Annotated in this window: 11 protein-coding genes; 6 read left to right on the top strand and 5 right to left on the bottom strand. The window is 69.2% G+C overall.

Annotated features, from left to right (window positions below; all coding sequences use genetic code 11):
- Positions 1 to 31 precede the first annotated feature (31 nt).
- Positions 32 to 1525, bottom strand: a complete 1494-nt coding sequence (locus LXN01_RS14175; protein WP_236866084.1) for a helix-turn-helix domain-containing protein — start codon at positions 1523 to 1525, stop codon at positions 32 to 34.
- Positions 1526 to 1800: 275 nt separating this feature from the next.
- Here LXN01_RS14175 and aceA point away from each other — a divergent pair, with 275 nt between their 5' ends.
- Complete coding sequence (gene aceA, locus LXN01_RS14170) at positions 1801 to 3087, top strand: isocitrate lyase (RefSeq protein WP_236866083.1); 1287 nt, start codon at positions 1801 to 1803, stop codon at positions 3085 to 3087.
- Positions 3088 to 3222: 135 nt separating this feature from the next.
- On the top strand, positions 3223 to 4854 hold the full coding sequence (aceB, locus tag LXN01_RS14165; RefSeq protein ID WP_236866082.1) for a malate synthase A: 1632 nt from the start codon (positions 3223 to 3225) through the stop codon (positions 4852 to 4854).
- Positions 4855 to 4884: 30 nt separating this feature from the next.
- On the opposite strand, the gene LXN01_RS14160 is transcribed toward aceB, so the two are convergent.
- Positions 4885 to 5484, bottom strand: coding sequence for a mycothiol transferase (locus tag LXN01_RS14160; protein ID WP_236866081.1), 600 nt, complete (start codon positions 5482 to 5484; stop codon positions 4885 to 4887).
- Between the two features lie 103 nt (positions 5485 to 5587).
- Here LXN01_RS14160 and LXN01_RS14155 point away from each other — a divergent pair, with 103 nt between their 5' ends.
- Positions 5588 to 6589: a helix-turn-helix transcriptional regulator gene (locus tag LXN01_RS14155; protein ID WP_236866080.1), complete on the top strand. Its 1002-nt coding sequence runs from the start codon at positions 5588 to 5590 to the stop codon at positions 6587 to 6589.
- Between the two features lie 18 nt (positions 6590 to 6607).
- On the opposite strand, the gene LXN01_RS14150 is transcribed toward LXN01_RS14155, so the two are convergent.
- A complete protein-coding gene (locus LXN01_RS14150) occupies positions 6608 to 7081 on the bottom strand; it encodes a mycothiol transferase (RefSeq protein ID WP_272902517.1) in 474 nt (157 codons plus the stop codon).
- Between the two features lie 57 nt (positions 7082 to 7138).
- On the opposite strand from LXN01_RS14150, the gene LXN01_RS14145 reads away from it, so the two are divergent.
- Positions 7139 to 7528, top strand: coding sequence for a universal stress protein (locus LXN01_RS14145; RefSeq protein WP_236866079.1), 390 nt, complete (start codon positions 7139 to 7141; stop codon positions 7526 to 7528).
- Between the two features lie 17 nt (positions 7529 to 7545).
- Here the strand turns inward: LXN01_RS14145 and LXN01_RS14140 are convergent, their stop codons facing one another.
- Complete coding sequence (locus LXN01_RS14140; protein WP_236866078.1) at positions 7546 to 8280, bottom strand: potassium channel family protein; 735 nt, start codon at positions 8278 to 8280, stop codon at positions 7546 to 7548.
- A 10-nt stretch (positions 8281 to 8290) separates the two neighbouring features.
- Complete coding sequence (locus LXN01_RS14135) at positions 8291 to 11260, bottom strand: FAD-binding and (Fe-S)-binding domain-containing protein (protein WP_236866077.1); 2970 nt, start codon at positions 11258 to 11260, stop codon at positions 8291 to 8293.
- Between the two features lie 375 nt (positions 11261 to 11635).
- On the opposite strand from LXN01_RS14135, the gene LXN01_RS14130 reads away from it, so the two are divergent.
- Both LXN01_RS14130 and LXN01_RS14125 read left to right on the top strand, forming a co-directional pair.
- On the top strand, positions 11636 to 11878 hold the full coding sequence (locus LXN01_RS14130; RefSeq protein ID WP_236866070.1) for a hypothetical protein: 243 nt from the start codon (positions 11636 to 11638) through the stop codon (positions 11876 to 11878).
- Positions 11879 to 11927: 49 nt separating this feature from the next.
- Positions 11928 to 12815, top strand: coding sequence for an inositol monophosphatase family protein (locus tag LXN01_RS14125; protein ID WP_236866062.1), 888 nt, complete (start codon positions 11928 to 11930; stop codon positions 12813 to 12815).
- The last annotated feature ends 7 nt before the right edge of the window (positions 12816 to 12822 follow it).

Below are 12822 nucleotides of genomic sequence, written 5' to 3'. Positions count from 1 at the left end.
CTGATCAGTGTCACCCTCAACCTATCGTGAACTACCCCGAGTGCCGCTCCAGGAACTGGTACACCTCGGTAGTGTCCACGCCGGGGAACACTCCCGGCGGGACCGCGGCCAGCAGCGAGGCGTGGGTGCGGGCGGCAGGCCAGGACGCCTCGGCCCACTTGTCCTCCAGCTCCCCGGGGGCCCGACGGCAACAGGTGGGATCGGGGCACCGGGACTCGGAGCGCTTCATCGTCTCCCGCCCCTCGAACCACTTCACGTGGGCGAACGGCACGCCCACACTCACGGAGAAGTCGCCGCCGCCGGGCAGCACCCGCGCCGTGCACCAGTAGGTGCCCGCAGGGGTGTCCGTGTACTGGAAGTACGGGCTGAACCGATCCGAGACCTGGTACACCGCCCGCGAGGTGAACCGCTTGCAGGCGTACTGGCCCTCGATCGCGCCCAGCGGGTCGGTGGGGAAGGGCAGCCCGTCGTTCGAGTACGCCTTGTGCACGGTTCCGGACACGTGCACCTTCATGAAGTGGACCGGAAGATCGAAGTGCTCCGTGGCGAGGTTCGTGAACCGGTGCGCGGCGGTCTCATAGCTCACCCCGAACAGGTCGCGCAGCTCCTCGATCGAAATCCTGCGATTCTTCTTCGCCTCCGCGAGGAAGGACACGGCGGCCCGCTCCGGCAGCAGCAGTGCGGCCGCGAGGTAGTTCGCCTCGACCCGCTGGGCGAGGAAGTCGCCGTAGTCCGCCGGCGGAGCGTGACCCAGCAGATGCGAGGCCAGCGCGGTCAGCAGGTGCGAGCGCGGATCGTGTCCGGCCGCGTCCTCGTTGGACAGGTACAGCCGGCGGTTGCGGGTGTCCGTCACCGAGCGGGTGGACTTCGGCAGGTCCGACACGTAGTGGAGGCTGAAGCCCAGGTGCGCGGCGATCCGGGCCGCCTGCCGCTGGCTGAGCGGCCCGTCCTCGTAGCCGATCACATCCAGCACCTCGCCGGCCTGCGCCTCGAGCTCGGCGAAGTAGTTGTTGCGCGCCCGCATCTCCTCGCGCAGCCGCTTGTTGGCCCGCCGCGCCTCCTCCGGGGTGGCGGCTCGCCGCTCGACCATCGACTTCAGCTGCCGCTGCAGCCCGACGATCGCCTCCAGCGCGTCCTGCGGCAGCGACTTGACCCGGACCTGCGGCAGGTCCAGCGAGGAGTACAGCGCTGAGGACTGCGCCCGCTCCGCCTCCAGCTCCAGCGCCTGCCTGGCGTCCAGCGGGGCCGGGTCGAGCAGCGACTCCGCCGAGGTGTTCAGGGCTGTGGCCAGCGCGCTGAGCATCGACAGGGACGGCTCCCGCTTGCCGTTCTCGATCGCCGAGATCTGTGAGGCCGCCCGCCCGACAGCATGTCCCAGCTGCTCCAGGGTGAGCCCGGCGGAAGTGCGATAGTGGCGGACCTTGCGCCCGATGCTCAGCGCGTCGGTGACAGGGGGCTCCGCCTTGGTCCGGGCGGCAGCCAGGGTGCCGCCGCCGGCGATGGCGTGGGACATGGTCTCGATCATGGGCCAACTATGCCACACCGGTGTGACCGACGCTACAGAACCAGCAGATTTCCGTCCCGCAGAAATCCGGCAGATCTTCTATCGAGAAACCTCTTCTGCACTGCTTGCAGAGGCGCAAGACTGCTGTCACAGCCGAAAAGCAGTGGTCCTGCTCACCGCAGGAGCCGCGGCCGGAGGCGCCGAGGAAGCCGGTGATGTCGCCGCCTTCGCACCACCGGGACGGCCCGGAGAGACCGAGCCGATCCGTTCAACCCCGAAGCACAGGAGTGATTGCAATGTCGCAGCAGCCGCAGGATCTGCACAACGTGGACGCCATCCGCAGCGAATGGGCCACCAACCCGCGCTGGGCCGGAATCGCCCGCGACTACAGCCCCGAGGACGTCGCCCGACTGCGCGGGTCCCTCATCGAGGAGCACACCCTGGCCCGCCACGGTGCCGAGCGCCTCTGGGACCTCCTCCACACCGAGGACTTCGTCAATGCGCTGGGCGCCCTGACCGGCAACCAGGCCGTGCAGCAGGTCAAGGCCGGCCTCAAGGCCATCTACCTCTCCGGCTGGCAGGTCGCCGCCGACGCCAACCTCGCCTCGCAGACCTACCCGGATCAGTCGATCTACCCGGCGAACTCCGTGCCGGCCGTCGTCCGCCGCATCAACAACGCCCTCATGCGCGCCGACCAGATCGAGACCTCCGAGGGACAGAAGAACGTCGAGGACTGGCTGGCCCCCATCGTCGCCGACGCCGAGGCCGGCTTCGGCGGAGCGCTCAACGTCTACGAGCTCATGCGCGGGATGATCAGCGCCGGTGCAGCGGGCGTGCACTTCGAGGACCAGCTCGGCTCCGAGAAGAAGTGCGGACACCTCGGCGGCAAGGTGCTGGTGCCCACCGCACAGCACATCCGCACCCTCAACGCGGCGCGCCTGGCCGCGGACGTCGAGAACGTGCCCACCCTGGTGATCGCGCGCACCGACGCGGAGGCCGCGACCCTGATGACCTCCGACATCGACGAGCGCGACCAGAAGTACATCACCGGAGAGCGCACCGCCGAGGGGTACTACAAGATCACCAACGGCATCGAGCCCTGCATCGACCGCGGGCTGGCCTTCGCCCCGTACTCGGACCTGCTGTGGATGGAGACGTCGACGCCCGACCTCGAGGTCGCCAAGCGCTTCGCCGAGGCGATCAAGGCCGAGTACCCGGACCAGCTGCTGTCCTACAACTGCTCGCCGTCGTTCAACTGGCGCAAGCACCTCGACGACTCCACCATCGCCAAGTTCCAGCGCGAGCTGGGCGCGATGGGCTACAAGTTCCAGTTCATCACGCTGGCCGGCTTCCACGCGCTGAACTACTCGATGTTCGACCTCGCCCACGGCTACGCCCGCGAGCAGATGAAGGCCTACGTCGAGCTGCAGGAGCGCGAGTTCGCCTCCGAGGAGCGCGGCTACACCGCCACCAAGCACCAGCGCGAGGTGGGCACCGGCTACTTCGACCTGGTGTCGACCGCCATCAACCCGCAGTCCTCGACCACCGCGCTCAAGGACTCCACCGAAGCCGCTCAGTTCTGAGGGCTTCCCCACCAGACGTGTCGCCTCGGGCGCGGGTTTCAGGGGTTTCCCGCGCCCGAGGCGGCCACGACACGCGATGCCCGGCACCTGAGCCGGTGCCGGGCATCGTACTTCACTTCTCAGGAGATGTTTCCGATGTCCCGCATGATGATCACCGGCCCGATGAAGCCCGGATACTCCGAGATCCTCACCGCCCCCGCGCTCGAGTTCGTTGCCGCGCTGCATGAGCAGTTCCACAGCCGCCGCCGTGAGCTCCTCTCCGCCCGCGAGGTCCGGCGCGCAGCGATCGACTCCGGCAGACTCCCCACATTCAAGGACGAGACCCGCCACATTCGCGAGGACGCGGACTGGCAGGTCGCCGGCAGCGCCGGCGCTCCGGGTCTGGAGGACCGCCGGGTCGAGATCACCGGCCCGGTCTCCGCGCGGATGGCGATCAACGCGCTCAACTCCCCGGCCCTGGTGTGGCTGGCTGACCTCGAGGACGCGACTTCGCCCACGTGGGACAACATCGTCGGCGGCATCGGCAACCTGACCCGTGCCGTGAGAGGGCGGCTCGAATACACGCATCCTGCCACGGGCAAGCAGTACCGCATCACCAATCCCACCCCGCCCACCATCGTCGTGCGCCCGCGCGGCTGGCACTTGCCGGAGAAGCATCTGCGGTGGATCGATGATCATGGCACCGAGGTCTCCGCCTCGGGTGCGCTCGTCGACTTCGGGCTGTTCTTCTTCCACAACGCCGAGGAGCTCATCGCGTCCGGCCGCGGCCCCTACTTCTACCTCGCCAAGTTGGAGGCCGCACGTGAGGCGCGGCTGTGGAACGACGTGTTCGTGTTCGCCCAGGACCGCCTCGGGATCCCGCAGGGGACCGTGCGCGCCACCGTGCTGATCGAGACCATCACGGCTGCGTTCCAGATGGAGGAGATCCTCTGGGAGCTGCGGGAGCACGCCGCCGGCCTCAACGCCGGGCGGTGGGACTACATCTTCTCGATGATCAAGAACTTCCGGAACCATCGCGAGTTCGTGCTGCCCGACCGCTCCGAGGTGACGATGACGGTGCCGTTCATGCGCGCATACACCGAACTCCTCGTGCAGACCTGTCACCGGCGAGGAGCCCATGCGATCGGCGGGATGAGCGCCTTCATCCCGAATCGCAGTGAGCCCGAGGTCACCGAGAATGCCTTCGCCCAGGTGCGCGCCGACAAGCGACGCGAGGCCGCGGCCGGCTTCGACGGCTCGTGGGTCGCGCACCCGGACCTCATCCCGGTGGCGCAGGAGGCCTTCGCCGAGGTGTTGGGCGAGCGGCCGAATCAGGTCGCCCGGCAGCGTGAGGACGTCAACGTCTCCGCCGCCGATCTGCTCAGCATGGAGGGGATCTCGCAGACGCCGACCGAGGCCGGAGTGCGCGCCAACATCCGAGTGGCGCTCGGCTACCTCAATGCCTGGCTGGACGGCACGGGAGCGGTCGCGCTGGACAACCTCATGGAGGACGCGGCGACCGCGGAGATCTCCCGCGGTCAGATCTGGCAATGGGTGCACCACGGCGTCCGGCTGGCCGACGGCCGGAAGCTCACCCGCACGATGGTCGAGCGCTGCCTCGCCGAGGAGCTCGCCACCATCCGGCGGCACCCCGCCGACCACTACTGCGATGCGGTGGAGATCTTCCGGGAGACGGCGCTCGGCGAGGAGTTCCAGGACTTCCTCACCACGCCCGCCTACCTCCGGTTCCTCGTCGATCGCCGCGCCCGCGTGCTGCAGGCGGCCTGAGGGGACTTCAGCTGCCGGGCCGCCGCCCGCTCAGCTCCAGGCGGCGTCCTGCTCCTGCCACTCCTCCTCGGTGCCGCCGTCGACCAGGAAGTTGAGCTCATAGGAGATCTTCCCGTCGATCGCCTCGCGGATCAGGTCGGCATGCCCGGCATGCCGACCGACCTCCGCGATGAGGTGCAGCCACACCCAGCGGCCGTTCGCGGAGTGGTCCTCCGGCATCCACGGGCTCACCGGTTTCGGGAGCTCGACCGCGAGATCGATCCGCGGCGCGGCCTCCGCGATGAAGTCGACGACCCGGTCGAAGATCACGAGCATCTCATCCAGCGAGGCGTCCTGGGGGACTTCGGCGCCGGAATACATCTCGTGCAGCCCGATCAGCCGGTTGATCTCGATGTACTCATCGGTCGTCAGCCGCTCCGGAGCGCGCAGGGCCATCGTCAGCCATCCGTAGACGACCTGAGCGGTATGGGCGAGCAGCCCGCTGATGGACAGGGCGCTCGGCAGCGGCGTCGTCCGGGCCTGCTCGGTCGACAGCCCGAACGCGGTCGAGCGCAGCTGCTGCATCTGCTGGCGGAGGAAAGCGGGCAGGGCATCGGCCTCGGTGGTGATCTCGGGGGCGAAGAACGGCATGGTCTCTCTCCTTGAATCGGCGGGCGATGCCCGTTTCGGTGATGAGACCAGCATCCGGGCAATTGCGGTCAGAACCTGGCCGCAATCGAGAGACAATCGAGATATGAACTCGCGGATGCTCGACCTGCTCGCGATCCTCGCCACCGGAAGGCAGCTGTCGGCCGCGGAGCTCGCCGCGCAGCTCGGCGCCTCGGTGCGCACCGTCCGGCGCGACATCGCACTGCTGCGCGAGCAGGGATACCGGATCGATGCGGCACCGGGGGTGGGCGGTGGCTACGCTGCTCCCGCCGGAGCGGTGCTGCCGCCTCTGCAGTTCACCCCCGACGAGGTCTTCACGGTCGCCCTCGCACTCCGGACCCTGGCGGGTCAGGGGGTCCGCGGCCCGGGCGCCGCCCGCGAGCAGACCGCCCATGTCGAAACCGCTGTCCGCAAGCTGCGCTCGGTGCTTCCGCCGGCCATCGCCGCCAGCATCGACCGGGCCACGGAGGCGATCAGCGCAGCCCCGGGCAACGAGCCGGAGGTGCCGATCGGCACTCTGGCGGCGGTCGCCTCGGCGGTGGCCGAGCGCAGGCTCATCGACCTGCGCTACCGGGGGCTCGCCACCGAGTCCTCCGTTCCCGGCAGCACGGGGTCCACGGGTCCGATCGGCGAGGGCGAGGAGCGCCGGGTCGAGCCGTACCGCGTGGTCGTCTTCGGCGGCCACTGGTACCTCGTGGCCTGGGACCGCAGCCGTGATGCGTGGCGCACCTTCCGGCTCGACCGGATCACCCGCAGCCACATCACGACCTTCGATTTCCGACCCCGGCAGACGCCCGACCCGGTGGAGTTCGTGCGCCGACAGGTGACTGCCGCCGTGTACCCGACGACGGTGCGGGCGCGGGTCGCAGCCCCCGCCGCCGAGGTGTCCGCCGCCATCCCCGCCCGTGCCGGCACCGTCGTCGCCACGGGCGCTGACGAATGCGAGGTCGTCCTCGGCGCGGCCGGTCCGCAGTGGGTGATCATGCTGCTGCTCGGCCTGGAGAAGCCGTTCACCGTGCTGGACCCACCGGGTTTTCACGTCGAGGTCGAACGCTTCCGTCGAAACGTCGACCTGTACCTCGGCTGATCGTCCGCCGCTCTCGACTCAGGCGCGCTCGCCGCCATCGACCTGCTCGTTGAGCTCTTCGGCCTTCTGCCCGTCGAGCGCCTCGCGGATCAGATCGGCGTGGCCGGCATGACGGGCTACCTCGGTGATGAGGTGCAGCCACACCCAGCGACCGGTGAGCGCGGCGTCATCCGGCAGCCACGGCGGGTTGTTCGGCAGCTCGGCATCGAGATCGATCTCCGCGGCCGCGTGATCGATGAATTCCACCACCCGGTCGAAGACCCCCAGGATCTCCTGCAGGGAATCGTCCTCCGGGAACGCGTCCGGCGGGTACATCCCGTGGATGCCGATCTCGGCGCTGATCTGCGGATAGTCCTCCACCGGAATGAACTCCGGGGCGCGCATGCTGGTCACCAACCAGCCGTGGACCACCTGCGCGCAGTGGATGAGGAGACCGCTGATCGACAGCGCGCTCGGCAGGGGAGCTTCCCGGGACTGGAGATATGAGACCAGGATGACTGTCCGAGGTGACTTTCGCCACTGTCCCCGTCCGGTCCCTATACTGCGGCTATGACGGTACTCATCGGCTACCTCCCCTCCCCGGAGGGCGAGGCCGCACTGCAGCTCGGATTCGCCGAGGCCAGACTCCGCAAGACCACGGCGATCGTGGTGAATTCGCCGCGCCGGGGCGCCGCGAACGGGGTCACCACCATTCGCAAGCAGGAAGCCGAACGGATCATCGCGCTCGGAGCGGAAGCCGGCGTCGACGTCGAGGTCGAGCAGCCCCCGCACGAGGACGACCTGGCCGACACCCTCAATCGGCTCGCCGCCGAGCACGAGGCGCAGCTGATCGTCATCGGCCTGCGCAAGCGCAGCGCGATCGGCAAGTTCATCCTCGGCTCCCAGGCCCAGCGGATCCTGCTCGACGCCGAGGTTCCGGTCCTCACCGCCAAGGCCTGACGGCGGCTGCTGGGCGCCTAGCCTGTGTGCCGGCGGGCGTCCTCGTCAGGAGCGGCGCCGGTCTCCGGAGCTCGTCGGCGCCTGTCCCGCTGGACCGCGTCGACGAGCCAGGCCGCGATGCCGGCCGTGACGCCGCCCAGCAGGGCGATGCCGACGATCATCAGTCCGACCGCGATGATCCTGCCGAGGACGGTGACCGGATAGACATCGCCGTAACCGACCGTCGCCGACGTCACCGCTGCCCACCACAGGGCGTCGCCGAAGTTCGTGATCAGCGCCCCCGGGGCCTCCCGCTCCGCATCGAGGACTGCCAGGGCGGCGAAGAAGTTGCAGAGCACCGCCGACACGACCACGTACATCCCCGTCCTCCCGATGACTCGGTCGTGGAGCACTCGGCCGAGGATGCGCAGCGTGCCGAGGATGTGGAGGACGCGCAGCACTCGGAACATCGGCAGCACGACGAAGAGAAAGTCGTACCAGTGCTCCCGGAGATACCGGAATCGGTTCCGGGCAAGGGCGATGCGGATCGCGAAGTCGACGATGAATGTCCCCCAGACCGCCCACGTGACCGCGCGCAGGAAGCCCTCGAGCGTCGGATTCAGCGCCGGATCGATGACGCTCCACGCATAGGCCGCGATGAACGCGAGAGACAGCAGCAGCAGTGGGACTTCGACCCTGCTCTCCCAGCGTTCCACGGGGGAGCGGCCCGGGCTCTCCGAGTGGCTCCCGGTCGGCTCGTGCACCTGCGACACGGTCAGCTCCTCATCGAGTCCTCTGCCCGAGGCGCCCCAGCCGCCAGGCCAGCAGCTCAGCCAGATGCACGCCCGGCCGGTCGCTGAGATCCGCCAGCTGGGTGCGGCATGAGTAGCCGTCGGCCAGCACGATCGCATCCTCGGGCGCCTCCCGCACCGTCGGCAGCAGCGCCACCTCGCCGACGGCGACCGAGGTCTCGTAGTGGCCTGCGACCACCCCGAAGTTCCCCGCCAGGCCGCAGCAGCCGCCCAGCACCTGGGCCGTGATGCCCGTGCGCGACAGCAGTTCGCGGTCGGCGTCGAAGCCCATCACCGCGCTGTGGTGGCAATGGGGCTGCACGACGGCGGTGAGGTCCGAGAGATCGGGCGCGGACCAGGCGATCTCCAGCAGGAACTCGGACAGGGTCTTCGTGCGGGCGGCAACCCGGGCCGCAGCCGCGGTGCCCAGCAGCTTGCCCGTCTCGTCCCGCAGGGTCGCGACGCAGGACGGCTCGACGCCGATGATCGGGACCTCGCCGGTGCGGTCGAGTGCGTCGACGGCGGCTGCCATCACTCTCTTCGCCTGGTCGAGCTGTCCGGTCGAGATCCAGGTCAGGCCGCAGCACTCGGTGCTCGGGATGACCCGGACATCGATCCCTGCGTCCAGCAGCACCTCGACCGCGGCCGCGAGCACCCGGGGCGCATAGAAATTCGACCAGGTGTCGGCGAACAGCACCACCTCGCGGGTCCGGCGTCCGGGGCGGGCAGTGCCGGTCGCCTCGGCATGTGTGCCTCCTGCCTCGGCATGTGTGCCTCCTGTCGCCTGCAGCACGCCCGACTTCGCCCGCTTCGCGAACCACCGCTCGAACGTCGTCCGGGTGAACGTGGGGATGCGCCGGCGGGCGTCGATCCCGGCCAGCTTCTTGGCCACCCGCCCCAGCGCCGGCACCCGTTCGGCGACATTGGCCAGCGGCGCCACCGGAGCGGCGAGCCGGGACAGCCACGGCAGCCACCCGAGGACGTAGTGGTTCATCGGCCGGATCCGGCCCCGGTAGCTCTGATGGAGCACCTCGGCCTTGTACGCCGCCATGTCCGTGCCGGTGGGGCATTCGGAGTCGCACGCCTTGCAGCTCAGGCACAGGTCGAGCGCCTCGTGCACCTCCGGCGCGTTCCAATCCGTGGCCACCAGATCACCGGAGACCATCTCCTGCAGCACGCGGGCCCGACCGCGCGTGGAGTGCTTCTCATCGCGCGTCGCCTGGAACGACGGGCACATCACACCGCCGGTGGCCGCCGAATCCGCCCGGCACTTGCCCACCCCGGTGCAGCGATGCACCGCCGTGCCGAAGTCGCCGCGGTCCTTGTCGAACAGATAGCCCAGCCCGCTCGCGCGCACCGGCAGCAGGTCACCCGGACGGCTGATCGCCAGCCGGATCCCCCCGTCGAGCGGGTCAGGATCGACCATGACCCCCGGGTTGAGCAGGCCGCGGGGGTCGAACAGCTGCTTGACCCGGGCGAACAGTGCGATCGCGGCGGGGGAGTAGATGCGCGGCAGCAGCTCGCTGCGGGCGCGGCCGTCACCGTGCTCGCCGGACACCGAACCGCCGTGCCGGGCGACCAGGTCCGCGGCGGCGAACATGAAGTCGCGCATCTTCTGCCGGCCGTCGTCGGCCTCCAGCGGGAAGTCGACGCGCATGTGCAGGCAGCCGTCGCCGAAGTGCCCGTAGGGCAGCGCCCACAGCCCGTGCTCGTCAAGCAGGCCCATGAGGTCCCGCAGGTAGTCGCCCAGGCGCTCGGGCGGGACCGCCGAGTCCTCCCACCCCGCGTGCGCGTCCCTGCCGTCGGGGGTGCGCGACACCAGCCCTGCCCCGTCGGCCCGGATCTTCCATATCGGCGCCGCGGCAGCACCCGGCAGGATCATCGCGTCGTCCGCCGCGGAGGCGCCCACCAGTTCTCGGGCCTGCTCGGCCAAGGCAGCCTCGTCGTCCCCGGCGAGCTCGACGACCAGCCAGCCGCCGCCGGCCGGCATCTGCGGCACCGCCGCAGGCCCCTTGGTGGCGATGAGGCGATCGAGCATCCGCCGGTCCATGCCCTCGCACGCCGTCGCCGAGAAGCGGCGCAGCACGGGAACGTCATCGGCGGCAGCCGGCATGTCGGGGTAGCCGAGCACCACGGTGGTGACGAAGGCCGGGTCGGTGACCAGCCGCAGCTTCGCGGCCAGCACGATGCCCCACGTGCCCTCCGAGCCGACGAACGCCCGGCGCAGGTCGAAGCCGTTCTCGGGCAGCAGGTGCTCGAGAGCGTAGCCGGAGACCTGGCGGGAGAAGTGACCGAGCTCGGTGCGGATGGTCTGGAGGCTCTCGCCGATGAGCGTCTGCAGGCGCGGGAACTTCCCGGCGTCGGCCTTCCCGTCGAGCTCGACGATCGTCCCGTCGGCGAGCATCACCGTCAGCGCCAGCACGTTGTCGACGGTTCGTCCGTAGCCCATCGCCCGCGGACCGCAGGCGTTGTTGCCGATCATCCCGCCGATCGTGCACCGGGACACCGTCGACGGATCCGGGCCGAACCGCAGCCCGTGCCGGCGAGCCTGGGCCTGCAGCACCGCGTGGACGACGCCGGGCTCGACCCATACCGCCCGCTCCTCCGGCAGCAGCTTCAGGACCGCGTTCATGTGCCGGGAGAAGTCGAGCACGATCCCGGATCCGACGGCGTTGCCGGCCAGCGAGGTGCCGCCCCCGCGGGAAGTCAGCGGCACGTCGAGCTCGCGTGCGACTGCCAGCGCGGCGGACACCTCGGCCGCGTCATGGGGGAAGACCACGGCAAGCGGCACCAGGCGGAACAGCGAGCCGTCCGAGGAGAACGCGGCCCGGTCGGTCGAATCGACGCTGAAGTCGCGTAGGCCGCGCGCGCTCAGAGCTCGTCCAGTGGCGATCACGCGCGCGGGATCGGGAGCGGGGAAGTCCGGCTGGCGGACGGACGGCGGGGCGGGGCTCCAATTCATATGCCCATTGTGGTTGATCTCCCGGCCCCATTCCATGGACAATGGATTCTGACAAGGGTAGTTGTGCAGAAGCAGTTCTTCCGAAAAGAGGAGAGGAGATGAACTTTTCGGTTTCTTACGGTAAAGTAGCTGACTGTCCATCTTGGCACTGAAGAGTGGTTCATTTCTTCGTCGACCGAATGGACACAGCCAAATTGCGAGGTCCACGGCGCAGACGAGCGCGGATGGACCGGTCTTTGTGATCCGTTCACCAGTCGAGATTCGACACGAGCGGTTGTGGGGTATGAATACATGTCGCGTCGCGCACGAGAGTTGTCGTCAGAACAGAAGGCAGTCGTCAGCACAGTTCGTCGGATCGCCAAGCAGCGGAGCCGGGTGAGTGCGAACTACGTCTCCGCGATCCTGCATGCGCGGGATGAGGGCGTCACCTATGCGGCAATCGCAGAGGCGGCAGGCACCTCTTCGCAGGCCGTCCAGGAGATTGTGCGTCGCCACAAGCGAAAGGTCGAGTCGCGTCCCGGCAGCCTTGGGGTCGCCGGTGACATCGCTGCGATCTCGACCGAGGATGTCTCTCAGTCCAAGGTCGGGGAGCAGAGTTCCGCCAACCCGGTCGCCTGACGCGACCGGTCGGGCTCCGTGAACCGAGAGATCGGGCTAGGCTCGACTCGTGAATGCCGAGACCTTTCTTGCGGACCCGCTCCTCGTCGTGGCGAGAGACGCCGCCGCAGTCGCCTGCGCGCGGATGGAGCACTGGCGAAGCCGGCTGGCGGATCAGCTGGTCGACGCCAAGGACAATCCCAATGATCTGGTGACCATCGCCGACTCGGAGATCGAGTCGCTGGTCACCGGGTACCTGCGCCGTCATCGGCCCGACGACATCGTGGTCGGCGAGGAGGGCGCGGAAGCCAAGACTCCTGCTGACGTCCCTGTCGGCGGGGGTCTCTCTGCTCTTCTGCTCAACTCCTCTGCATCTGCCGGGGACCCGGATTCCCGCATCGAGTGGCATGTCGACCCGATCGACGGCACGGTGAACTTCGTGCGCGGGATGGAGCACCACTGCTTCTCGATCGGCGGCCGGGACGCCTCGACCGGTGAGTGGGTCATCGGCCTGGTGGCCGCTCCCCAGCTGCGAACGGTGTGGTTCGCCCGCTCAGGGCTGGGAGCGTGGAAGGCGGCAGCTCTGCCGCAGCCGGGCGGCACCTCGGAGTTCGTTCGCCTCCGCGGCACTCCGCCCGCCCGACGCGGGCGCGTGGTCGCCACCGGCTTCAGCTACACCCCGGAGCGGCGGGAGATCCAGTTCGCCGACCTGGTGCGGGTGATGGACGGCTTCGACGACATCCGCCGCGCCGGCTCCGCGGCCATCGACCTCTGCCTCGCCGCTGAGGGCAGGGTGAACGCGTACTACGAGCGGGGACTGGGCATCTACGACTGGGCGGCCGGCGCGCTCATCGCCGAGGAGGCCGGGCTGCAGGTGCTGCGCCCGGTGGAGCCCTTCGACCCGATGATCGCGGCCGACACCGCCCAGCGCTTCGAGTTCATCCGCTCCTGCCTGTGACCGGGAG

Source organism: Brevibacterium daeguense, from assembly GCF_021729135.1.
In the GTDB taxonomy this organism is placed as follows: domain Bacteria; phylum Actinomycetota; class Actinomycetes; order Actinomycetales; family Brevibacteriaceae; genus Brevibacterium; species Brevibacterium daeguense.
The sequence above is the reverse complement of the archived record's forward strand: the minus strand, read 5'-3'. Positions and strand labels throughout refer to the sequence as shown.

Coding starts and splice junctions, on each gene's coding strand:
- LXN01_RS14175 (WP_236866084.1), bottom strand. CDS start 1,525: ATGATCGAGACCATGTCCCACGCCATCGCCGGCGGCGGCACCCTGGCT.
- aceA (WP_236866083.1), top strand. CDS start 1,801: ATGTCGCAGCAGCCGCAGGATCTGCACAACGTGGACGCCATCCGCAGC.
- aceB (WP_236866082.1), top strand. CDS start 3,223: ATGTCCCGCATGATGATCACCGGCCCGATGAAGCCCGGATACTCCGAG.
- LXN01_RS14160 (WP_236866081.1), bottom strand. CDS start 5,484: ATGCCGTTCTTCGCCCCCGAGATCACCACCGAGGCCGATGCCCTGCCC.
- LXN01_RS14155 (WP_236866080.1), top strand. CDS start 5,588: ATGAACTCGCGGATGCTCGACCTGCTCGCGATCCTCGCCACCGGAAGG.
- LXN01_RS14145 (WP_236866079.1), top strand. CDS start 7,139: ATGACGGTACTCATCGGCTACCTCCCCTCCCCGGAGGGCGAGGCCGCA.
- LXN01_RS14135 (WP_236866077.1), bottom strand. CDS start 11,260: ATGAATTGGAGCCCCGCCCCGCCGTCCGTCCGCCAGCCGGACTTCCCC.